21 protein-coding genes are annotated in these 21,245 nt (G+C 64.3%); 15 read left to right on the top strand and 6 right to left on the bottom strand.

The genetic code is table 11. The annotated features are described in order from the left end of the window. Positions 1–53: 53 nt before the first annotated feature. The 7 genes from P9254_RS08455 to P9254_RS08425 all read left to right on the top strand — a co-directional run bounded on the left by P9254_RS08455 (position 54) and on the right by P9254_RS08425 (position 6,078). Entirely contained in the window at positions 54–674 is a 621-nt protein-coding gene (locus tag P9254_RS08455) for a ribonuclease D (protein ID WP_278053175.1), read from the top strand. Between the two features lie 64 nt (positions 675–738). Further along, on the top strand, positions 739–945 hold the full coding sequence (locus P9254_RS08450; RefSeq protein ID WP_095778715.1) for a hypothetical protein: 207 nt from the start codon (positions 739–741) through the stop codon (positions 943–945). 57 nt (positions 946–1,002) lie between these two features. Beyond that, positions 1,003–1,149: a hypothetical protein gene (locus P9254_RS08445; protein WP_082980768.1), complete on the top strand. Its 147-nt coding sequence runs from the start codon at positions 1,003–1,005 to the stop codon at positions 1,147–1,149. A gap of 117 nt (positions 1,150–1,266) precedes the next feature. Beyond that, positions 1,267–2,247, top strand: coding sequence for a beta-propeller fold lactonase family protein (locus P9254_RS08440; RefSeq protein ID WP_278053173.1), 981 nt, complete (start codon positions 1,267–1,269; stop codon positions 2,245–2,247). 189 nt (positions 2,248–2,436) lie between these two features. Beyond that, positions 2,437–2,820, top strand: a complete 384-nt coding sequence (locus P9254_RS08435; RefSeq protein ID WP_067004095.1) for a hypothetical protein — start codon at positions 2,437–2,439, stop codon at positions 2,818–2,820. A 198-nt stretch (positions 2,821–3,018) separates the two neighbouring features. Continuing rightward, on the top strand, positions 3,019–5,265 hold the full coding sequence (locus P9254_RS08430; protein ID WP_278053171.1) for a transglycosylase domain-containing protein: 2,247 nt from the start codon (positions 3,019–3,021) through the stop codon (positions 5,263–5,265). Positions 5,266–5,328: 63 nt separating this feature from the next. Then, positions 5,329–6,078, top strand: coding sequence for an SDR family NAD(P)-dependent oxidoreductase (locus P9254_RS08425; RefSeq protein ID WP_067004093.1), 750 nt, complete (start codon positions 5,329–5,331; stop codon positions 6,076–6,078). A 66-nt stretch (positions 6,079–6,144) separates the two neighbouring features. Here P9254_RS08425 and ybaL read toward each other — a convergent pair whose 3' ends face one another. Together ybaL and P9254_RS08415 are read right to left on the bottom strand one after the other, a co-directional pair. Further along, the gene (gene ybaL / locus P9254_RS08420; protein ID WP_127243241.1) at positions 6,145–7,947 is read right to left on the bottom strand and encodes a YbaL family putative K(+) efflux transporter; all 1,803 of its coding nucleotides are present in this window, start codon (positions 7,945–7,947) and stop codon (positions 6,145–6,147) included. Positions 7,948–8,161: 214 nt separating this feature from the next. Then, on the bottom strand, positions 8,162–8,602 hold the full coding sequence (locus P9254_RS08415; RefSeq protein WP_164747059.1) for a baeRF12 domain-containing protein: 441 nt from the start codon (positions 8,600–8,602) through the stop codon (positions 8,162–8,164). Between the two features lie 420 nt (positions 8,603–9,022). Between P9254_RS08415 and cysG the strand changes: the two genes are divergently transcribed. From cysG to P9254_RS08385, 6 genes are all read left to right on the top strand, one after another. Beyond that, positions 9,023–10,471 carry a siroheme synthase CysG gene (gene cysG / locus P9254_RS08410; RefSeq protein WP_278053169.1) on the top strand — a complete coding sequence of 483 codons (1,449 nt, stop codon included), beginning with the start codon at positions 9,023–9,025 and terminating at the stop codon, positions 10,469–10,471. Continuing rightward, positions 10,468–10,773 carry a DUF2849 domain-containing protein gene (locus tag P9254_RS08405; protein WP_127242316.1) on the top strand — a complete coding sequence of 102 codons (306 nt, stop codon included), beginning with the start codon at positions 10,468–10,470 and terminating at the stop codon, positions 10,771–10,773. Before cysG ends, P9254_RS08405 begins: the two co-directional genes overlap by 4 nt. Positions 10,774–10,813: 40 nt before the next feature. Continuing rightward, positions 10,814–12,484 carry a nitrite/sulfite reductase gene (locus P9254_RS08400; protein ID WP_127243242.1) on the top strand — a complete coding sequence of 557 codons (1,671 nt, stop codon included), beginning with the start codon at positions 10,814–10,816 and terminating at the stop codon, positions 12,482–12,484. Next, a complete protein-coding gene (locus P9254_RS08395; RefSeq protein ID WP_067318910.1) occupies positions 12,459–13,223 on the top strand; it encodes a phosphoadenylyl-sulfate reductase in 765 nt (254 codons plus the stop codon). Before P9254_RS08400 ends, P9254_RS08395 begins: the two co-directional genes overlap by 26 nt. A 186-nt stretch (positions 13,224–13,409) precedes the next feature. Beyond that, complete coding sequence (locus P9254_RS08390) at positions 13,410–13,943, top strand: DUF934 domain-containing protein (protein WP_278053167.1); 534 nt, start codon at positions 13,410–13,412, stop codon at positions 13,941–13,943. 242 nt (positions 13,944–14,185) lie between these two features. Continuing rightward, positions 14,186–14,806, top strand: coding sequence for a DJ-1/PfpI family protein (locus P9254_RS08385; RefSeq protein WP_067318906.1), 621 nt, complete (start codon positions 14,186–14,188; stop codon positions 14,804–14,806). 40 nt (positions 14,807–14,846) lie between these two features. On the opposite strand, the gene P9254_RS08380 is transcribed toward P9254_RS08385, so the two are convergent. Further along, positions 14,847–15,047: a hypothetical protein gene (locus P9254_RS08380; protein ID WP_067318902.1), complete on the bottom strand. Its 201-nt coding sequence runs from the start codon at positions 15,045–15,047 to the stop codon at positions 14,847–14,849. Between the two features lie 218 nt (positions 15,048–15,265). On the opposite strand from P9254_RS08380, the gene grpE reads away from it, so the two are divergent. Both grpE and P9254_RS08370 read left to right on the top strand, forming a co-directional pair. Next, positions 15,266–15,916 carry a nucleotide exchange factor GrpE gene (grpE, locus tag P9254_RS08375; RefSeq protein WP_067318900.1) on the top strand — a complete coding sequence of 217 codons (651 nt, stop codon included), beginning with the start codon at positions 15,266–15,268 and terminating at the stop codon, positions 15,914–15,916. A gap of 103 nt (positions 15,917–16,019) precedes the next feature. After that, complete coding sequence (locus tag P9254_RS08370) at positions 16,020–16,652, top strand: trimeric intracellular cation channel family protein (protein WP_095778725.1); 633 nt, start codon at positions 16,020–16,022, stop codon at positions 16,650–16,652. A gap of 108 nt (positions 16,653–16,760) precedes the next feature. Here P9254_RS08370 and P9254_RS08365 read toward each other — a convergent pair whose 3' ends face one another. From P9254_RS08365 to acuI, 3 genes are all read right to left on the bottom strand, one after another. After that, the gene (locus P9254_RS08365) at positions 16,761–17,645 is read right to left on the bottom strand and encodes a GNAT family N-acetyltransferase (RefSeq protein WP_278053165.1); all 885 of its coding nucleotides are present in this window, start codon (positions 17,643–17,645) and stop codon (positions 16,761–16,763) included. Positions 17,646–17,830: 185 nt separating this feature from the next. After that, the gene (locus P9254_RS08360) at positions 17,831–20,110 is read right to left on the bottom strand and encodes a PAS domain-containing hybrid sensor histidine kinase/response regulator (RefSeq protein WP_278053164.1); all 2,280 of its coding nucleotides are present in this window, start codon (positions 20,108–20,110) and stop codon (positions 17,831–17,833) included. A gap of 143 nt (positions 20,111–20,253) precedes the next feature. Then, on the bottom strand, positions 20,254–21,243 hold the full coding sequence (gene acuI, locus P9254_RS08355; RefSeq protein ID WP_278053163.1) for an acrylyl-CoA reductase (NADPH): 990 nt from the start codon (positions 21,241–21,243) through the stop codon (positions 20,254–20,256). Between the last annotated feature and the right edge of the window lie 2 nt (positions 21,244–21,245).

Below are 21,245 nucleotides of genomic sequence, written 5' to 3'. Positions count from 1 at the left end.
GCGCCTTCGCGTCCAAAGACGGGTGCGCCGCTGGCTGCGATCCGGAGAAGAGAATGACCGACATCCGTTTCCACAAGAACGATCTGCCGGACCTTTCCCGCTACAATGTCGGTGCGGTCGCCATCGACACGGAAACGCTGGGCTTGAACCCGCATCGTGACCGGCTCTGCGTGGTTCAGATCTCGCCCGGCGACGGCAGCGCCGACGTCATCCAGATCGCGCCGGGCCAGAAGGAGGCGCCCAACCTCGTCAGCCTTCTCAGGAACGACGCCGTGGTGAAGCTGTTTCACTACGGCCGTTTCGACATTGCCGTCCTTTATCACGCTTTCGGCGTCATGGCCGAACCGGTTTTCTGCACAAAGATCGCCTCGCGGCTGACCCGTACCTACACCGACCGCCACGGGCTGAAGGATATATGCAACGAACTGCTCGGTATTAGCCTCTCCAAGGCGCAGCAATCGTCGGACTGGGGGGCGGAAACACTGTCGCCCGAGCAGCTCGAATATGCCGCCTCCGACGTGCTTTACCTGCACCGGCTGCGCGAGGTGCTGGCCGCGCGGCTTGCGCGCGAGGGTCGCACCAAGGAGGCCGAAGCCTGCTTCCGCTTCCTGCCGACGCGCGCCAAGCTCGATCTGATGGGCTGGGCGGAAGAGGATATCTTCGCGCATAGCTGACGACCCGGCGCGTCGAGCGACGTTCCTGCCGGTCCATTGTCGGCGTGAGATGAGGAGGGATTGAATGGCAGAGCGCAAACCGATAGCGAGCGCGCCGAAGGACGGCTCGCAGGTCACGATCCTGTGGAACGACGAGCACGGCGTGGTCAACGAATCCGTCGGGCAATACCGCGACGGCGGCTGGTGGGTCTACACCGACAGCAACACCCAGAAAAAAGTCGAGCCGACCAGTTGGCGGCCTGCATCGGCCAATGATGACAGCGACCAGTGAGCGACCGCCGCAGGGCCTCGAAGCAGGCGCGAGACTCGGCAGCAAGAAGGGGGCGAGATGAGACAGAACATGCTCTACCTCATCATCGGCGCGTTGGTCGTCGTGGTCATCGCGCTTGGCATCTACATCTACCGCGAGCAGACCAGGCCGAAGGGCGTGGAGCTCAAGATCGACGACAAGGGCATTTCGATCCAGCAGAATTGATCTCACTACGTCCGCATCTCGCGGACTTGACCGGTCGGCTCCGGATAGCGCCTATTGCATCCGGGTCCGCTTGCTGGGGCGGGGGTGGTTTTTGATATGATTCCCCGGATCGATTTCGTGGCCACCGGTGCCGTGAACGATGCGCTCGCCGCGATCGGGCGGACCGAGGACCTGCGCTTTTCGCCCGACAACCGCTTGCTTGCCGTCGCCGGATATGGACGCAGGCGATGCCTGATGCTGCGCATCGACATAGAGCCGACGGCCGGTGCAGCGAGGATCGTTATCCGCGATTTCGTGGAGCTCAGATCGGACAGCATGGGCGAGGTGCATGGCCTCGATTTCATCGACAACAGGACTTTTGTGGTCGCCAATCGCGATGGGCTGGTTGCCGTCTTCGCCCTGCCGCAAGGCGATCCGGCCGGACAAGGGCACGAAATCTCGCCACTTCGCGTGATCAAAGGCAGCCGATTTTGCAGATTGAGAACGCCCGGCTCGGTCGCCGTCAGGCGTGAGTCGCATGGCCGGCTCAGCCTGCTGGTCTGTAACAACTACACGCATCGAGTGACCCGCCATGTGATTCACGGGCGATGGGGATACCGCGCCCTGTGGAATCAGGTTCTCCTGGAGCAGGGCCTCGACATCCCGGACGGCATCGCGCTCAGCCATGACGGGCGGTGGGTCGCCGTCAGCAGCCACGGCACCAACGACGTGAAGATCTACGACATGTCGGCACCGCTTGGCGGTGAGACCCGGCCCGCCGGTGTCCTGGAAAATGCCAACTACCCGCACGGCCTGCGCTTCACGCAGGACGGCAGCCACATCCTCGTCGCCGACGCCGGCAGCCCGATGGTTCACGTCTATGCAAGCGAGGAAGGCTGGAAGGGGCGCCGCACGCCGTCGCGTTCGGTCGCCGTGCTCGACGACGAAAGCTTTCTGCGCGGCAGGGCCAGCGTCGAGGAAGGTGGGCCGAAGGGCCTCGACATAGACAGGTCGAACAGGGTCGTGGCGGTGACTTGTCAGGAACAGCCGCTGGCTTTCTACGGCCTGTCGTCGATCGTCGGTCGAAGGGCGGCGGAGCCCGAGTTCAGCGTTCCTTGACGTCCAGGATAAGCGTCTGATTTCGTCTCCATTCTGGCGAACGGCATGAAGACTGGCGGGGGCCGCGCGCAGCCCCCATCAAATCTTGCGGGGGTGGACGGCAAACGGATGACGTCCGCGCGGTTCGGCGATATCATGCTGCGCATAGGGAGTTTTGGGGCCGACCAACCTAGCCTCTAGGAGGTTGCCATGAAGCACCAAACACTGGACCAGTTGCACGCCGTTGCCGAGGTCCGCACTGCCAAACCCGTCATGAGCCGAACCCAGCGCCTCGCACGTTGGGCGGAGCTTCTCGAACGTGAGCCAAACCGGCTCCTGACCGCGCTGATCGGCACCGAATATCGTGCCCCGCGGGAACGCAATGTCATGCGGGGCGCCGGCTCGCCCATATCCGTCGCCCTGGAAGACCCCGTTCTGCACGACGAGGGTTTGAAGAACGACACCTACGGCGAAGCAAAACGCTTCTTCGAGCTGACCGACTATCAGCTGCACGAGATCGTCTGCTACTGCCATGTCGGCGATGTCATGCGGGCATCGAGAGCTGCGCTCTCGGTCCGTGCCGTGCTCGACTAGTCCGAGCCGACTCGCCCGCCTATGCAAACGCTGGAGCGCGGCCGGAATGCCACGCCGATCGCGCTCCGTCAGGTGGCCACTTACCAAACATTTGCTTTTCAATCACTTCGATTTTTCCCCACTTAACGCGCCTTTAAACCGCCGCATCTACTCTGCAACCCGAGCGCCATCGGCATCGGGGACAGCAAGCACAGCGCAATGGCGAACCGCAGAGACAGTCGCATCGAACCGAGCTTCGAGGGCTCGCCGCGGGCGAAATCCTCCGACGGCTTTTCGGTCAGCGAGGAGGATCGCGTCGTGCCGGCAAATCGTAAATCCGCAGCGAAACGCAAATCCGCCAAGGCGAAATCGCGCGGCCGGGGGCGCGATCGCAGCCAGCGCGGGCTGTTTTCCATCTTCGGCCGCCTGCTCTACTGGTGCTTCGTTTTCTGCATCTGGGGCGGCATCGCGGTGGCCGGCGTCGTCGTCTATTACGGCGCCAAGATGCCGGCGGCGACCACATGGTCGATCCCCGACCGCGCGCCCAACATCAAGATCGTCTCGGTCGACGGGCAACTCATCGCAAATCGCGGCATGAGCGGCGGCGAGGCCGTCGGCCTCAATGAAATGTCGCCATATATTCCCGAGGCTGTCGTCGCCATCGAGGATCGGCGGTTCTATTCGCATTTCGGCATCGACCCGATCGGCCTGGCGCGCGCCATGGTCACCAACGTCCTTGGCGGTCATTTCTCGCAGGGCGGCTCGACGCTGACGCAGCAGCTGGCCAAGAACCTGTTCCTGACGCCGGATCGCACGCTGGAGCGCAAGGTGCAGGAAGTGCTGCTGGCGCTGTGGCTGGAGCACAAGCACAGCAAGGACCAGATCCTCGAAATGTATCTCAACCGGGTCTATTTCGGGTCCGGCGCCTATGGCGTGGAGGCCGCCTCGCGGCGGTATTTCGGCAAGAGCGCGCGCGATGTCACGCTTTCCGAGGCAGCGCTTCTGGCCGGTCTGCTCAAGGCGCCGTCGCGGCTTTCGCCGGCGCGCGACCCCAAGGCGGCGGAAGAACGCGCACAGCTCGTGCTCGCCGCCATGCGCGAGGAAGGCAAGATCGGCGACAAGGAATACAAAATGGCGCTGAGCGCGCCGGCGACGCGCTCGCCCTCCTACTGGACCGGCTCGGAGAATTATGTCGCCGACACGGTCATGGAGGAACTTCCCGACCTGATCGGCGACGTGCGCGGCGACATCGTCATCGACACCACCGTGAATCTGACGCTGCAGAAGCTCGCCGAGCAGTCGATCCGCCGGCTGATCGACGAGAGCGGCAGAAAGCTCAACGTCACCCAGGGCGCGTTGGTGTCGATCGATGATTCCGGCGCCGTTCGCGCCATGGTCGGCGGTTACGACTATTCGACCAGCCAGTTCGATCGCGCCTCGGAAGCGCGGCGCCAGCCGGGATCGGCCTTCAAGCCTTTCGTCTACATGGCGGCGCTGGAAGCAGGCCGCACACCGGACAGCGTGCGCAACGACGCCCCGATCAGAATAGGCAAATGGACGCCGGAGAACTATGGCGGCAAATATTATGGCAAGGTGACGCTGGCCACCGCACTGGCGAAGTCGCTGAACTCGGTGGCGGCGCAACTCACCATGGAGGTCGGCCCCGACGCCGTGGTTGAGGCCGCGCACCGCATGGGCATCCAATCCGACCTGCAGTCGAACACCTCGATCGCGCTCGGCACCTCGGAAGTGACGCCGCTGGAACTGACCGCCGCCTATGTGCCTTTCGCCAATGGCGGCTACAAGCCGGATATCCGTTTCATCCAGCGCGTCACCACGGCTAGCGGCAAGGTGCTCTACGAAAACAATGGCGGCAGCGCGCCGCGCGTCCTCAAGGCCGACATCGTCGGCATGATGAACTCTATGATGACGGGCACGGTCGAAGTCGGCACCGCCAAGAAGGCGGCCTTCAACTGGCCCTCGGCCGGCAAGACCGGCACCAGCCAGAATTCACGCGACGCCTGGTTCGTCGGCTATACCGCCAACCTCACGACGGGTGTGTGGTTCGGCAATGACGACGGCAGCCCGATGAAGAAGGTGACCGGCGGCGCCTTGCCGGCGCAGGCCTGGCACGAATTCATGGTCGCCGCGCATGAAGGCTTGCCGGTCAGGCCGTTGCCCGGCACGTGGAAATCGACGCCGCCCGATACGGTTGTGCCGGACGAGATACCCTCGGCGGACAACTCGCAGCCGGCGCCGCCGGCGCCCGTCGGCCAGTCGAGCCCTGTCGCCCAGGCGCCCGCACGGCAGGCGCGTCCAGCCCAGACGGTCGATGCCGATGGCTTCGATATGCCGAGCGACGGCGGTACCACCGCCTCGGTCGGGCATCCGGTGCCGCCCGGCGATGTCGGCGGCCCGAAGAAAAGGCGGCAGACGTCGATTCTCGACATCCTCAGCGGCGGTTGAGCGGCAACTCGCCTCTCGCAATGGCTGGCGCCTTCGGCTACATGTCCGGCCGGAGATCAAGCCATGGCCGAAATCGACAGCAGAAAAACCATCGTGCTCACCGGCGCCAGCCGCGGCATCGGCCATGCGACGGTGAAACGCTTTTCACGCGAGGGCTGGCGCGTCATCACCTGCTCGCGACAGGCCTTTGCCGAGGACTGTCCATGGCCGGCCGGTCCCGAAGACCACATCAAGGTCGACCTTGCCGACCAGGAGGATGTCGGCATTGCCGTCTCGGAAATCCGCCACCGGCTGGAGGCGCATGGCGGGCAGTTGCACGCGCTGGTCAACAATGCTGGCATCTCGCCGAAGCTCAAGGACGGCGGCCGGATGAACTCGATCGAGACGCCGATGCATGTCTGGCGCGACGTGTTCCAGGTCAATTTCTTCGCGCCGATCATGCTGGCGAGGGGGCTGTTCAAGGAACTCGCCGCCGCCAAGGGCTCAATCGTCAACGTCACCTCGATCGCCGGCACGCGCGTGCATCCATTTGCCGGCACGGCCTATGCGACGTCGAAGGCGGCGCTGGGTTCTCTGACGCGCGAGATGGCGCATGACTTCGGGCCGCACGGCATCCGCGTCAATGCGATCGCGCCGGGCGAGATCGACACGGCGATCCTGTCGCCCGGCACCGACAAGATCGTCGAGACGATCCCGCTGAGAAGGCTGGGCGCCACGTCGGAAGTGGCCGACATCATCTTTTTCCTGTGTTCGGGCCAGGCGTCCTACGTGACCGGCTCGGAAATCCACATCAATGGCGGCCAGCACGTGTGACTTCCATCTCAGCGACATCGCTTCCGTTATTCGTTTCCTGATCCGCTTGGTTTGTGCAGACGAGCGTCAGGCAGGCCGCGGCCTGATCTCGACAGCGGCGTCGTCCAGCCGAGCGGGTGACATGCCGGTAACCGCCTCGACAATGCCGCGTGCTATTTCGCGCTCGCCCATGATCACGGTGTCGGCGCCGAGAGCCTTGAGATGCTCGACCTCGGCATCGGAATGGGCGCGCGCAATGACGCTGATGCCGGGATTGGCCGCGCGCGCCCGCAGCACCACCTGTCCCGCCTCGAAGGCGTTGGGGATGGCGAGGATCAGCCGTTTGGCGCCTTCCGGATTGGTTGCCGCGAAGACGTCCGCATTGGCGGCATTGCCGGCCACCGTTTCGACGCCGTCGGCCCTCAGCTTCGCCAGCGTCTTGTCGGCATCCTCGACGACCAGGAAGGGCAGGGCGGCTTGTTTCAGCGCGGCACCCACGAGGCTGCCGACACGTCCATAGCCGATCAGGATGGAATGGTCGGTGAGTCCCGTTCGCGGCGGCAGACCATTCTCGCTTTCAGACACTGCCGCCGCCGAGGCCACCTGGCCGGGCTCGGTCGCCGGGCCGATCGGCCTTGATTCCTCGGGCTCTGCCGTGTTGCCGGCGCGCTTTTCCAGCCACGGCTTCATCCTATCGACGATCAGGAACATTAGCGGGTTGAGCAGGATCGACAGGATGGCGCCGGCCAGAATGAGGTCGCGGCCCTGTTCGGGCAGAAGCTTCAGCCCGACGCCGAGCTCGGCCAGTATGAAGGAGAATTCGCCGATCTGGGCAAGGCTGGCCGAGATAATCAGCGCGGTCGCGACCGGATAGCGGAAGGCGATGACGATGACGAAAGCGGCGAGCGATTTGCCGATGAGGATGATGGCTAAGGTCGCCAGGATCGGCAGGCCGTTGCTGACCAGGCTGAACGGATCGAACAGCATGCCGACGGAAACGAAGAACAGCACGGAAAAAGCGTCGCGCAGCGGCAGAGATTCTTCCGCCGCCCGGTGGCTGAGCTCGGACTCGCTCATGACCATGCCGGCGAAGAAGGCGCCGAGCGCCAGCGAGACGCCGAACAGCTTCGCCGCGCCGAAGGCGACGCCGAGCGCGATGGCAAGCACCGAGAGCCGGAACAGCTCGCGTGAGCCGGTATGGGCGACATAGTGCAGGATCCAGGGGATGACCCTGCGGCCTACGACCAGCATGACGACGACGAAGGCGACGACCTTGGCCAGCGTTATGCCGACCACGCCCCATATGCCGTGGCTGGCGGGCAGCGAAAGCAGGCTGGCATGGTCGTCGGCCTGCGGCTGGCCGCCAAGCACGCCGGCGAGCGCCGGCAAAAGCACCAGCGCCAGCACCATGGCCAAATCCTCGACGATCAGCCAGCCGACGGCGATGCGGCCGCGCTCGGTCTCGATCAGCCGCCGCTCCTGCATGGCGCGCAGCAGGACGACGGTCGAGGCGACGGAGAGCGCGAGGCCGAAGACAAGGCCGGCGCCGAGCGACCAGCCAAGCAGCCAGGCGAGGCCGACGCCGAGCAGCGTGGCAAAGCCGATCTGCACGACGGCGCCGGGCACGGCGATTGCGCGGACCGACAAAAGATCCTTCAGCGAGAAATGCAGGCCGACGCCGAACATCAGCAGGATGACGCCAATCTCGGCGAGCTCGTTGGCAAGGCTGGCGTCGGCGACGAAGCCCGGCGTGTTCGGCCCGACCAGCACGCCAGCCACGAGATAGCCGACCAGCGGCGGGATGCGGAATCGGTTGGCCAATGCTCCGAAAACGAAGGCAAGCCCCAAACCGGCGACGATGGTGGCGATCAGGGGCGTGTCATGCGGCATTGTCTATGGAGCGCCTTTCGAGAATTCACGATGTCGATAAGCGCCGCCCGAGGGCCGCCGCCCCTTCGCAATATGGTCGGGGGAGGGGCGGTGACGCAACCACCGCTACACGGAAATCGGCGCCGCGATCGGGCGCCGGATGAGAAAATCAGAGCGAGCCGCCATGAGGGGGCCACGGCATCAATCCCCTGCACTGTGCGTTCCTGCGTGCCGCTCAGGCCGCTTTGAGCAGATTCTCGATGTCGAAGACGGTATGATTGGTCAGCGTCTTGGGGATTTCGGCCTGCACTTTTTCACTGACTTCCTTGTGCAGCTTCTGACGCATCTCGCCGAGCACCTGCGGCGGCGCGATCAGCACGAGCTGGTCGAACTCACCCCGATGTGCAAGCTTGTAGAGCCGATCGGCAATATCGCTTGCGAAACGTTCCTTGCCGAGGCGATGCCAGTCGGTTTCTTCGATCGCGCTGCGTGGCCCTTCGGCATACCGGCCCGGTTTATCGGTGCCTTGCTCCCTGGTGGCGGGATTTTCCTGCTCCATCTCCTGAACCACCTCGAGGTTCGGAAACTTGCTGTCGCCTTCATTGCGGAGGAAAAGCGCCTTCTCGCCGTCGGCCACGACCACCCAGAGACCGCGTTTAAGCTTGATGTTCATGATTTTCCTCCTTGCCTTGAGCACAAATCGAGCCCCGCGAGAGCGGCTCGACCGACGGGATGGATCGTTAGCGAAACGTGCCGCCGAGCATGATAGTTCCGGATCAACTAACGACTGCAGGATGTGCTGCAAGCGGCAGCGACCTCACCCACCAGCAAGACCGCGTCTTAATCTACTAGTTTGGTAGAATTTAGAAAAAACCGTTTTGCCGTGTCGGCTGCACGGCGCTAAAAACTATGCCGGATCAATAGCTCTCGGATAGGTGCCCGACCACCTCGAGGTCCGGCGTAGAATTTTTTTCTCCTGCCTTTCGCGGCTGCGAAAAAGCGATTGCCTGCCATCAAGGGATGCGCGACTGCTTGCCTTCTGGTTTTTCCCAGGCCCGCATAAAACTGCCAGACTGTTCTCGTACTGTTTATCGCCATGTCGCCAGCCAATGCCAAGCTCAACGCCTTCCCCGTCTTCCTGCGGGTCGACGGCGAAGCCGTGGCCATCGTCGGCAACGGCGAGGAGGCACTGGCCAAGGCCAGGCTGCTTGCTCAGTCAAACGCGACGCTGCGCATCATTGCGGACAATGCCGATCCCGAGCTTCTGAATTTCATTGCTACCGCCGGCGCTGTCCACGTCGATGTCGCCTACGATGCCGCGCACCTCGAGGACGCGGCCATGGTGTTTGCCGCCAGCGGCGACGAGGCGCTCGACCGCCGCGTGGTCGAAGACGCCCGCCGGCTGGGCATTCCGGTCAACGCCGTCGACCGGCCTGAGCTCTGCGATTTCTTCACCCCGGCGCTGGTCAACCGCGCGCCGGTCGCCATCGCCGTCGGCACCGAGGGCGCCGGCCCTGTGCTGGCGCAGCTGCTGCGGGTGCGCATCGATCGCATGCTGTCGCCGTCGCTTGGCCGGCTGGCGGCCTTGGCGTCGTCGTTTCGCACTGCTGCCGAGCGGCTGCCGAAAGGCAATCGCCGCCGCCGGTTCTGGAGCGATTTCTTCGCCGGCCTCCCGGCCAAGGCGGTTGAAGCCGGAGAGTTCGCCAGGGCGCATAGCGCTGCGCTTGAACTTTTGACTTCGGACGCGCCGACCGCAGGTCACATCGCTCTGGTCGGCGCCGGCCCGGGCGCGGAGGATCTTTTGACGCTGCGCGCCCACCGCCTGCTGATGGAGGCCGACGCGATCGTCTATGACGCGCTGGTGCCGGAAGCGATCGTCGCCATGGGGCGCCGCGATGCCGAGCGCTTGCCTGTCGGCAAGCGCAAGGGCTGCCATTCCAAGAGCCAGGAAGAAATCAACGCTCTGCTCATCGAGCTTGGCCGCGCCGGCAAGCGCGTGGTGCGGCTGAAATCAGGCGATCCGCTTGTGTTCGGGCGGGCGGGCGAGGAAATGGCAGCACTTCGCGAGGCCGGCATCGCCTATGAGGTGGTTCCGGGCGTGACCGCCGCCTTCGCCGCGGCCGCCGATTTCGAATTGCCGCTGACGCTGCGCGGCGTGACGTCCTCGATGGTGTTCACCACCGGGCATGACCTCAAGGGCAACTCACTGCCCGATTGGGCAAAGCTTGCCATTTCCGGCGCCACCGTCGCCGTCTATATGGGCCGCTCGGTTGCAGCCGAAGTCGCCGGCCGGCTGATCGAAGCCGGGCTGTCGCCCGATACCGCCGTCGCCGTGGTGGAGAATGCCAGCCTTGGCAATCGCCGCCGCTTCCACGGCACGCTCGCCGACCTGCCGTCGCTGGAAGCGCGCGCCGATCTTACCGGTCCGGTCATGACCATCATCGGCGACGCGGTCGCCGGCGCCAATTTCGAACAATCCGAGCCGCTTGCGGCGCACACGCGTGAAGATACGGCCGGCGTAGCGGCCGAAGGAGTTGAGCAATGAAGGTTCTGACCGCGAACAGGCTCTCGGACGGTATCGCCGTCTGGTACGCCGATGGCGGCTGGGCGGAGACCGTCACTCGTGCCGACATCGCCCATGACAAGGCGGCGGAGGATCGGCTCGAGGCCATCGGCGCCGCGGCCGCTGCCAGCAACGAAGTCGTCGACGTCAACCTGATCGATGTGACCGTGATCAACGGCGCGGTCGAGCCGGTGCGGCTGCGCGAGAAGATCCGCGCCGCGGGCCCCACCATCCGCACCGACCTCGGCAAGCAGGCGAGCCCGGCTCCGGCACGGGCGGCATAGAACACAAGAAAGCGGGCGGACGGGCCCTGAAAGACGAAGCATGTACCGTTACGACGAGTTCGACCACGATTTCGTAAAGGCCCGCGTCGCCGAGTTCAGCGACCAGGTGCAGCGCCGGCTTGCCGGCGATATCACCGAGGACCAGTTCCGGCCGCTCCGGCTGATGAACGGCGTCTATTTGCAGCTGCACGCCTATATGCTGCGTATCGCCGTGCCCTATGGCACGCTGAACAGCAGGCAATTGCGCATGCTCGGCCACATCGCCCGCAAATACGACAAGGGCTACGGCCACTTCACCACGCGCCAGAACATCCAGTTCAACTGGCCGGCGCTGTCCGACATCCCGGCGATCCTTGCTGATCTGGCGAGTGTCGAAATGCATGCCATCCAGACCAGCGGCAACTGCATCCGCAACGTCACCGCGGATCATTTCGCCGGCGCGGCCGCCGACGAGGTTGCCGATCCGCGTCCCTATGCGGAGATCCTGCGCCAGTGGTCGTCGGTGCATCCGGAGTTCTCGTACCTGCCGCGCAAGTTCAAGATCGCGGTGACCGGCGCTGAGCGTGATCGCGCCGCCATCCAGACGCACGACATCGGGCTGCATCTGAAGAAGAACGCGGCCGGCGAGCTGGGCTTTGCCGTCTATGTCGGTGGCGGCCAGGGCCGCACGCCGATGGTCGCCAAGAAGATCCGCGACTTCCTGCCGGAAGCCGAGCTGTTGTCCTACTGCACGGCGATCCTGCGCGTTTACAACCTCTATGGCCGCCGCGATAACAAGTACAAGGCGCGTATCAAGATCCTCGTCCACGAGACCGGGGTCGAGGAGATCACCCGCCAGATCGAGGCCGAATGGCAGGAGTTGAAGGACGCGGAGCTGAAGCTGCCGGACGCCGACATCCAGGCGATCAATGCCTATTTCGCGCCGCCGGCATTGCCTGACCGGCCGGAAGGCGACGCGCAGGTGAAGCAGACGCGGCTCGATTCCAAGAGTTTTTCGGAGTGGCTCGACCAGAATGTCGTAACGCATCGCCACCCCGACTATGCGGCGGTGACGATCTCGCTCAAGGGCATCGGCGAGGTGCCCGGCGACGCCTCCGACAGCCAGATGGAGGCGGTCGCCGACATCGCCGAGAAATACGCCTTCGACGAGCTGCGCGTCAGCCACGAGCAGAACCTGATCCTGCCGCATGTGGCGCGCGCCGACCTCAAGGCCGTCTATGACGCCCTGGTCGAGATCGGCTTGGCGACCGCCAATTCCAACCTGATCAGCGATATCATCTCTTGCCCCGGCCTCGATTATTGCGCGCTTGCCACCGCGCGTTCGATCCCGGTTGCCCAGGAAATCTCGCGCCGCTTTGCCTCGCTGGAGCGGCAGCGCGAGATCGGTGAGCTGAAGCTGAAGATCTCCGGCTGCATCAACGCCTGCGGCCACCACCATGTCGGCCATATCGGCATTCTCGGCGTGGAGAAGAAGGGCTCCGAGCTCTACCAGGTCACGCTTGGCGGCTCGGCCGACGAGAACACGTCGGTCGGCGAGATCATCGGCCGCGGTTTCTCTTCGGAAGAAATCACCGATGCCATCGAGCAGATCGTCGACACCTATCTCGGCCTTCGGCTCAATCCCAATGAACGTTTTATCGACGCCTACCGCCGTGTCGGTCCCGCGCCGTTCAAGGAGGCGCTCTATGCTGGCGAAACCAAGGCCGCTTGACCGGATCGGCGGCGTCGAGGCCGGCGTTGCCGCGGAAGCGGCGGGGCTCGACGCGCTGCTCGGCCATCTGAAGCCGATCGAGATCATCGAGCGCTCGGCGCGTGAATTTTTCCGCGGCGACGTTGCCGCCGTATCGTCCTTCGGAGCCGATTCGGCAGTCCTCCTGCACATGATTGCCGAGATCGACCGCTCGCTGCCAGTGATCTTTCTCGACACCGGCAAGCATTTCGAGGAGACGCTGGGCTACCGCGACGCGCTGGTCGCCGATTTCGGCCTGACCGATGTGAGAGTGATCAAGCCGGACGAAGCGGCGCTCGAACGCGTCGATCCGACCGGCAGGCTGTATGAGACCGATACCGACGCCTGTTGCAACCTGCGCAAGGTCGAGCCGCTGGCGCGTGGCGTCGAGCCGTTCCGCGCCTGGTTCACCGGGCGCAAGCGCTTCCAGGCTTCGACGCGCGCGGCACTCCCGGTCTTCGAGGCCGTCGGCTCGCGCATCCGCATCAATCCGCTCGCGCATTGGACGACATCCGACCAGGCCGACTACATGCGCGCGCATGCGCTGCGCGAAAACCCGCTGGTCGCCTATGGCTATCTGTCGATCGGCTGCTTCCCCTGCACGCAGCCGGTACAGCCAGGCGAGGATGCGCGCAGCGGCCGCTGGGCGGGGCACGCCAAGACCGAGTGCGGCATCCATCTGTCGGGGCTGGAGAAGTCGCTGACCGACGCATCACTTTAAGGACAGCCGCTACTCAGGTGAGGCCGGCCTGCAAATGGCGGGTTCCTGCGCTTTCGGAGCTCGCGTAGTTGAAGTACGCTCCGCTCCCGTTCTCGAAAGCCACCATTTTCGACTCCGGGCCGACCTGAACAGCGACATATCCTTTCATTCTTAGGGCATTAGGATCTTAGGGCATTAGGAATTTTGATGACTGAGCCGACCAAATCGGAAACCCGCCTCTGGACCCCGAACGGTTTCCGCGAGGACGAATGGACCCATGCCGAGAGCGCCGAAGCGCTTGCCGGCAATGGCCGCTTCATCCTCCCGTTGCAGGCCTTTCTCGGGCTCGATGACGATATCCGCAGGTCGGCCAAGGAGCGCCTCGGCGTGCTCCTGCTCCCCGGCGACGAGCTCGACAAGATCGTCGGCCTGCTCGACCAGCTGTCGCTGGTGGCGCTTGCCTTCCCGGCCTTCAACGACGGCCGCTCCTTCTCCAAGGGCGAATTGCTGCGCACCCGGCATAACTTCAAAGGCGCGGTGCGCGCCACGGGCCAGGTCCTGGTCGATCAATTGCCGCATATGCTGCGGCTCGGCTTCGACGAGTTCGAGGTCTCCAATCCGGTGCTGTTGAAGCGGCTGGAGGAAGGGCGCACAGGAGGCTTGCCAGTCTATTACCAGCCGGCGGTAGAGCCGAAAGCCAAGGGCCCGAAATATTCCTGGCGGCGCAAACGCCCGGGCTGAGCCGTCCCCGCGCTGACCGCCGAAGGCAGCCATCCGGTAAACCAAGCGAGCCTGCAGCTTTGGTCTGACCAAGCACCTTGCTTTTGACGTCTTGGCGCAGTCGATTCAGTTCTACGCGCCTCTTTGCAACAATCTGGTCAGACCACTTCTGCGAATTTCACTTTCTCTTTTGCCGTCTTGCCCTTAGGATACGGTGATTATTTCGCGCTCCGAAATAAACAGCCGGCAAAGGAGGAAACGGCATGGTAGGCAAGAAGATACTGATGCTCGTTGGCGAGTTCAGCGAAGAATACGAGATTTTCGTTTTTGAGCAGGCGATGCATGCGGTCGGCCACACAGTCCATGTCGTCTGCCCGGACAAGAAGGCCGGCGACGTGCTCAAGACCTCGCTGCACGACTTCGAGGGCCATCAGACCTATACGGAAAAGCTCGGCCACGACTATATCCTCAACAAGACATTCGCCGAGGTGAATCCCGCCGATTACGACGCGGTCTACGCTGCGGGCGGACGCGGGCCGGAATATATTCGCATCGACAAGCGCGTGCAGGCGCTGGTCAGGCATTTCCACGAGACCGGCAAGCCGATCTTCACCATCTGCCACGGTGTGCAAATCCTGATCGCGGTCGACGGCGTGGTGCGCGGCAGGGAGGTGGCGGCGCTGCAGTATTGCGAGCCCGAAGTGACGCTTGCCGGGGGCACCTATATCGACGTGTCGCCGACCGGCGCGCATGTCGACGGCAATCTGGTTTCGGCAAAGGGATGGCCCGGCCTTGCGTCGTTCATGCGGGAGTGCCTCAAGGTGCTTGGCACCGAGATCCGTCATGGCGAGGCTCTGATGCGCGACGAGCGCAGAGCCGCATAGCTCCTCAGCGCCTTACGCTGTGGAACTGGGGAAGGGCGGTCTAGTGCTGCCGCTGGCCGTCCGCCTTGTCCGTCTCGGCGCCGTCCAGGCGGTCGAGCAGATCCGTGAACTGCTTGGGCACTTCTTTTTCCAGGCGAAATGCCGGAAGCGTGCGCAGAAGGCGCTTGGTCGCTTCGGTGCCAACCTGTCGCCTGATATCGTCGGCGAGCTTGGCGCGCCTTTCGCCGATGTTGCCCTTCATGGTCCCAAAATCCTGTGTCGGCTTCGAAACTCTCGCAGCCCGGCAATGGTTCCCGCATAGGCCCTTAGCGGCAAGCAAAGCCGTCCGGTACGGTAAAATTTGAATTAATTTGGAACGATCGCGGAAGGGCCGTCATCGGTGCTTGCCCCTTGATTTTTGGCCCCTAAACCTCGATATCGGGCGCAAATCCAAACCAATCCGAATGACGGGAAACGGCGATGAGCGACCAGGCAAAAGACGAACGCGCGCCCGAGGAAATCGAAGCCAGCCAGGCTTCCGAGGCCCGGGCTTCCGGCGAACGTGCGGAAGGCGGCGTCGACGGCGACTATGAGGCGCTTGTGCGGTTGCTGAAGGAAAACGAGGAACTGAAGGATCGGGCGCTTCGCGTAGCTGCCGAAATGGAGAATCTGCGGCGCCGTACCGCGCGTGATGTACATGACGCACGCACCTACGCTGTGGCCAATTTCGCGCGCGACATGCTGTCGGTGTCGGACAATTTGCGCCGCGCGCTGGACGCCATTCCGACCGAGGCCAAGGCCTCCGGCGATGCCGGCTTCAAGGCGCTGATCGAGGGCGTCGACCTCACCGAGCGCGCCATGCTGGCGGCGCTGGAGCGGCATGGGGTGAAGAAGCTTGCGCCCGAAGGCGAGAAGTTCGACCCGAACTTCCATCAGGCGATGTTCGAGGTGCCCAACCCCGACGTTCCGGCGGGGACCGTGGTCCAGGTCGTGCAACCCGGCTATTCGATCGGCGAGCGCGTGTTGAGGCCGGCGATGGTCGGCGTCTCCAAGGGCGGCCCAAAGGCCGCCGCCGCCGAAGCGCCAGTCGAGCCGGGTCCGGTGAACGAGCAGGCCGAGAAGGATGCGTGAAGGGAGCCAATAGGGAATAGCGAACAGGGAAGGCGGTTCCAACCGCACCGCTTCGTGATATTCACTGTGCACTGACTATTCGCCAATCACTATTCGCTCGCCCATGAATCCCATTGAGCTGCTCGACTATGCCGGCGTCGCCGTCTTCGCGGCGACCGGCGCGCTTGCCGCGTCACGCAAAGAGCTCGATATCATCGGCTTCCTGTTTCTGGCCAGCATCACCGGCATCGGTGGCGGAACGCTACGCGACGTCATTCTCAACCTGCCGGTGTTCTGGGTCGCCAACAGCGGCTATGTGCTGATCTGCGCCGTAATGGCGGTGCTTGTCTTCTTCAGCGCCCATCGCGTGGAATCCCGCTACAAGCTGCTGCTCTGGCTCGATGCGATCGGGCTTGCCGCCTTTGCGGTGATGGGGGCTGCAAAGGGCCTGGCGATCACCGGCTCGCCGGTGGTGTCGGTCATCACCGGGGTGCTCACCGCGACCTTCGGCGGCATATTGCGCGACCTGATCGCAGGCGAGCCTTCCGTGCTGCTCAGGCCCGAAATCTATGTCACGGCGGCGCTTGCGGGCGCAGCGCTCTTCACGTTTGGCGATCTCGTTGGCATGTCGGCCCTGCCATCCAGCCTGCTCGGCTTTGCGGCGGCCTTCCTGGTGCGGGGCGGGGCGCTCAAGTTCGGCTGGTCGTTCCCGGCCTATAAGAGCCGGCCGGGGCGAAGGCCGGAGGATATTCCGTGATAGCAAACAACGAATAGCGAATAGAGAGTAGCGAATGGGCTGTTGTAATCAGCCTACTATCGCTACTTCCTCCGCTATTCGCTATTCGCTATTCGCTATTCGCCAGACTCACGCCGCGAAACGCTGGCCTTCGCCGCCATAGTAGTTGACGTAGCGGGCGCCGATCTCCTTGACCGGCATGACAACGAAAATGTCGACGGTGGAGAATTCGTGGTCGATGACGCAGCCGTCGCCGATGCGGGCGCCGACACGCAGATAGCCTTTGACGAGCGGCGGCATGGCGGCGATCGCGGCCTTGGCATTGACCGCCTCGATCGGCATCAAGTCCATCGAGCAGTAGCGGCCGGCCACCGCCCGGACATCCCAGGCCTGGTCGGTGCGGCAGTGATGGGCAAGGTAGGTAAGCGCCTCCGCATGCGCCGCCGGCACGGTGCCGTGGAAGGAGGCGCAGCCGGTCATCACGCCGATGCCATAGTAGTTGATATAGGCCCAGATGCCTTGCCAGAGCGCCTCGATGGTGCGCTTGGAGCGATATTCCGGCAGCACGCAGGAGCGCCCGAGCTCCAGGAAGCGTTGGCCCGGATGGCGCGCCACCAGCTTGGTCAGCTCGAACTCGCCCTCGGAGTAGAAGCCGCCCGCCGCGGTGGCGATCTCCTGCCGCAGCAGGCGATACGTGCCGACGATACGGCGGTGCTCTGGGCCGGGAAGCGAGGTGTCGAAAACCAGGAGATGATCGCAGAGAGGGTCGAAGCGGTCGGCATCGCGCCGATCCTGCGCCTGGAACAAATCCTTCCTCGCGCCGAGCTCGTCATAGAATACCCGATAACGCACTTCCTGGGCGGCGGCGATCTCGGCCCCGTTGCGGGCGAGCCGCACTTCCAGGTTGCCGATGCGGCCCAGCGGTGCGCCGCTTGCGAAAGCGTCGGCGGCACGCGCGCCGAGAAGGGCGCTGGCGTTCGGCCGAGTATCGCATTCAGGCATGACTGTATGCACGAGTGATTCTCCTTCGAGCCATCCCTCTTGGCACGGGGATACGGTGTAGGTGCAACAGGATTGTGACAGTACCGTGATACGGCGATCCCGGCAATACTTCGTCGGCTGGGCAATACCCTCAACCGGCTATCTTATGGCTGCGAAAGCCAAGCAATCCAAGGCGTTCGGGAAGTCTAAAAAATTCGTTACGCCGCAGCCTGGCTCTCGACGGCCTGGACGAGCGCATCGGGGTCGAGAGGCTTGGTAACGAAGCCGCTGGCGCCGTGGGCCAAAACCGTGTGGCGCGTCTTTTCCTGGCTGTCGGCCGAAAGCACCATGATCGGGATCGGCGGCACGGCAAGCGCTTCCTCATGGCGGCGGATGGCGGCGATCGCGTCCAGCCCGTCCATCACCGGCATGTGCAGGTCCATCAGCACGACGTCGAAACGATGCTTGAGGCCGGCGTCGGTGACGGCTTCGACCGCGGCCTTGCCGTTGCCGACGATCTTGACGCGATGTCCGGCCTTGAGCAGCGTGGCGCGGGCAAGCATCGCGTTGATGTCATTGTCCTCGGCGATCAGCACGGACAGGCCCTTGTCGCGGCGGCGGACGGACGCGGCGCCGCGCGGTTCCGACCGCGGCTCGGCGGGTGCCGGCACATGACTGGTCAACAGCACGCGCAGCAGCGTTTCGCCGCGCACCGGCCGGGCGAGGAACGTCGCGTAGCCGTTGGCGCGGAATTCGCCAAGCATGCCGCGATCGGCGGGTGCGATCAGGGTGATGGCTTGGCAGTCGACAAAACCGCTCTGACGCAGCCGCTTGAGCAGGCGGCCGTCGCTGTTCTCGAGCGCGGCGTCGACCAGAAGCACGTTGCAGCCGGCGGCGAAGGCAATGGCTTGGTCCGGCGTGGCCGCGATCTCGACGGCACCGCCATGCGCGCGGACGGTGCGAGCGATGGCATCGGCCTCGACGGCATTCTTGGACACGATCACCGCGCGCCGGTCCGAGAGGATGTCCCGGCGATATTGTGGCGGTTGGGTAGACGCGGTCGCCGGAATGTCGAAGACGAATTCGGATCCCTCGCCTAGCCGGCTCGAAACCGAGATCGTGCCGCCCATGGCGATCACCAGGCGCTTGGAGATGGCGAGGCCGAGACCGGCGCCGCCGTGCACCCTGGTCGAAGTACCGTCGGATTGCTCGAATTCCTCGAAGATGCGCTCCATATCCTCTTCGCGCAGCCCCGGACCGGTGTCGGCGATGGTGAAGCGGATGCGGTCGGTGCTCTCGGTGCTGGCGCGCGCGACGGTAAGCAGCACGCCGCCTGTGTCGGTGAACTTGACGGCATTGCCGATGAGGTTGAGCAGCACCTGGCGCACGCGACCGGGGTCGGCGGTGATCATCTGCGGCACGTCGGGTTCGACGTGACAGCCGAGGCCGATGGTCTTGGAGAAGGCCTTCGCGGCCAGCAGCTCGATGATGTTGTCGGCGATCTCACGCAGTGATGTCGGCTGCGGCTCGGGATCGAAGCGGCCGGCCTCGATCTTGGAGTAGTCGAGCAGATCCTCGATCAGCGCCAGCAGCGAGCTTGCGGAAGTCGAGACGGCGCCGACATAGGTACGCTGCTCGGGCGACAGGTCGGTGTCGGCAAGCAGCTTCGCCATGCCCATGATGCCATTCATCGGCGTGCGGATCTCGTGGCTGACGGTGGCAAGGAAGCGCGACTTGGCCTGGCTGGCGTATTCGGCCCGCTCGCGGGCGGTGATCAGCGACGATTCGGCGCGCTTGCGGGCGGTGATGTCACGGGCGATCGCCCGGTGCGAAACAGCACCGGTGTCCCTGTCCCGCACCGAGAGCTCGATCCAGGAGAACCAGCGCGGCCCGTTCGGCGTGCGGATGGCGACATCGGTGGAGCTCAGGCATTCATGATCCGAAAAGGCGGCCTCGGGCACGACGCCGACGTCGATGCCGAGCTCGGAAAGCGTCTTGCCTGCGAGGTCGCGCTGATCGATCTCGACGAGCGAGGCGAACACCTTGTTGGCGTAGACGATGTGGCCGTCGCGGTCGCGATGGACAACGAGGTCGCCGAGCGCATCGATCAGACCGCGAAAACGCTCTTCGCTCTCCTGCATCTCCCACATGCGATCGGCGAGGGTCTCGATTTCGGCGCGGCTGCGGGCGGCCGTCTCGTCGAGAAGTGCGGCGGTGCGCCGCTCGGCGCGCTGGTTGCGCAGATGCATCATCAGGCCGCCCAGACCCGTCGCCAGGAGGCCTATGGTGATGAAGATCGGCGCTCCGGTGAGATGCGCCAGCCCGGCCAGGACGACTATGGCGACGATCGTCAGGAACGGCAGGCCTTCATGACTGTCCGCTTGCAATGCGGGGACCAGCGGCGGCGCGACAAGCACCTGCCGCTTCGGCGCGTCAGGACCCAGTCCGTCGTCGCCTGCGGCTTTGCTGTCCTGTCTGAAGTCGGAGTCCGCGAGCATGCGGAAAACCTTGCCAGACAGAGATTATGGAAGATTGCGGCGGATCGTTCGAATTTTAGTCGTCCGTGCCGATAACCGGCAGTTTTTGCCTGATTTTGGGCAGTTCGGACGGGAAATCGCCGAACGCTATTCCTGGGATCGCCCTACAGATCGACGACCACGCGGCCTCTGATCCTGCCCTCCACAATATCGCGCGCAGCGCCGATGATGCCGTCGAAGCCGATCGAGCGCGACAGGGTCGACAGTTTCTTGAGGTCGAGGTCGGCGCCGATGCGGCGCCACGCCTCGAGGCGGACCGCTTTCGGCGCCATGACGGAATCGATGCCGAGCAGCGATACGCCGCGCAGGATGAAGGGGGCGACGCTCGTCGGAAGGTCCATGCCGCCGGCCAGGCCGCACGCGGCGATCGCGCCGCCATAGGACGTCATCGACAGCACGTTGGCCAGTGTATGGGTGCCGACCGAGTCGACGCCGCCGGCCCAGCGTTCCTTGGCCAGCGGCTTGGCCGGCTGGCTGAGCTCGTCCCGTGAGATCACCTCAGCCGCGCCGAGGTCGATCAGATAGGGGCTTTCGGCATTGCGCCCGGTCGAGGCGATCACATGGTAGCCGAGGGTGGAAAGGATCGAGATGGCGACCGAGCCGACGCCGCCGGCGGCCCCCGTCACCACCACCGGTCCGCGATTCGGCACGATGCCATGCCGCTCCAGCGCCATGACGGCGAGCATTGCCGTATAGCCGGCGGTGCCGACTGCCATCGCATCATGCGGGCTCATCCCGTCGGGCAGCGGCACCAGCCAGTCGCCCTTGACGCGGGCGCGGGCGGCAAAGGCGCCGTAATGCGTCTCGCCGACGCCCCAGCCATTGAGGATGACCTTGTCGCCCTTGCGCCAGTCGGGGTGCGAAGAATCGATGACAGTGCCGGCGAAATCGATGCCGGGCACCAGCGGCCAGCGGCGCACGACCGGGGCCTTGCCGGTGATGGCCAGCCCATCCTTGTAATTCACCGTCGTCGCCTCGACGGCGACGGTGACATCGCCTTCCATCAGGTCAGCTTCGGTGAGGTCGACGATCTCGACCGACTGCTTCTTCTCGGCGTCGCGCGAAACGAGGATGGCTTTGAAGGTATCGGACACTT

Origin of the sequence: Mesorhizobium sp. WSM4983 (genome assembly GCF_029625765.1) — a bacterium.
GTDB lineage: Bacteria > Pseudomonadota > Alphaproteobacteria > Rhizobiales > Rhizobiaceae > Mesorhizobium.
This window is presented reverse-complemented; position numbering and strand designations above follow the sequence as displayed.

What these genes read in the sequence shown, in the direction of transcription:
- P9254_RS08385 (WP_067318906.1), top strand. Translation starts at nt 14,186, where the DNA reads ATGGTAGGCAAGAAGATACTGATGCTCGTTGGCGAGTTCAGCGAAGAA.
- P9254_RS08445 (WP_082980768.1), top strand. Translation starts at nt 1,003, where the DNA reads ATGAGACAGAACATGCTCTACCTCATCATCGGCGCGTTGGTCGTCGTG.
- P9254_RS08405 (WP_127242316.1), top strand. Translation starts at nt 10,468, where the DNA reads ATGAAGGTTCTGACCGCGAACAGGCTCTCGGACGGTATCGCCGTCTGG.
- P9254_RS08455 (WP_278053175.1), top strand. Translation starts at nt 54, where the DNA reads ATGACCGACATCCGTTTCCACAAGAACGATCTGCCGGACCTTTCCCGC.
- ybaL (WP_127243241.1), bottom strand. Translation starts at nt 7,947, where the DNA reads ATGCCGCATGACACGCCCCTGATCGCCACCATCGTCGCCGGTTTGGGG.
- P9254_RS08430 (WP_278053171.1), top strand. Translation starts at nt 3,019, where the DNA reads ATGGCGAACCGCAGAGACAGTCGCATCGAACCGAGCTTCGAGGGCTCG.
- P9254_RS08450 (WP_095778715.1), top strand. Translation starts at nt 739, where the DNA reads ATGGCAGAGCGCAAACCGATAGCGAGCGCGCCGAAGGACGGCTCGCAG.
- grpE (WP_067318900.1), top strand. Translation starts at nt 15,266, where the DNA reads ATGAGCGACCAGGCAAAAGACGAACGCGCGCCCGAGGAAATCGAAGCC.
- P9254_RS08395 (WP_067318910.1), top strand. Translation starts at nt 12,459, where the DNA reads ATGCTGGCGAAACCAAGGCCGCTTGACCGGATCGGCGGCGTCGAGGCC.
- P9254_RS08370 (WP_095778725.1), top strand. Translation starts at nt 16,020, where the DNA reads ATGAATCCCATTGAGCTGCTCGACTATGCCGGCGTCGCCGTCTTCGCG.
- cysG (WP_278053169.1), top strand. Translation starts at nt 9,023, where the DNA reads ATGTCGCCAGCCAATGCCAAGCTCAACGCCTTCCCCGTCTTCCTGCGG.
- P9254_RS08380 (WP_067318902.1), bottom strand. Translation starts at nt 15,047, where the DNA reads ATGAAGGGCAACATCGGCGAAAGGCGCGCCAAGCTCGCCGACGATATC.
- P9254_RS08360 (WP_278053164.1), bottom strand. Translation starts at nt 20,110, where the DNA reads ATGCTCGCGGACTCCGACTTCAGACAGGACAGCAAAGCCGCAGGCGAC.
- P9254_RS08425 (WP_067004093.1), top strand. Translation starts at nt 5,329, where the DNA reads ATGGCCGAAATCGACAGCAGAAAAACCATCGTGCTCACCGGCGCCAGC.
- P9254_RS08400 (WP_127243242.1), top strand. Translation starts at nt 10,814, where the DNA reads ATGTACCGTTACGACGAGTTCGACCACGATTTCGTAAAGGCCCGCGTC.
- P9254_RS08435 (WP_067004095.1), top strand. Translation starts at nt 2,437, where the DNA reads ATGAAGCACCAAACACTGGACCAGTTGCACGCCGTTGCCGAGGTCCGC.
- P9254_RS08390 (WP_278053167.1), top strand. Translation starts at nt 13,410, where the DNA reads ATGACTGAGCCGACCAAATCGGAAACCCGCCTCTGGACCCCGAACGGT.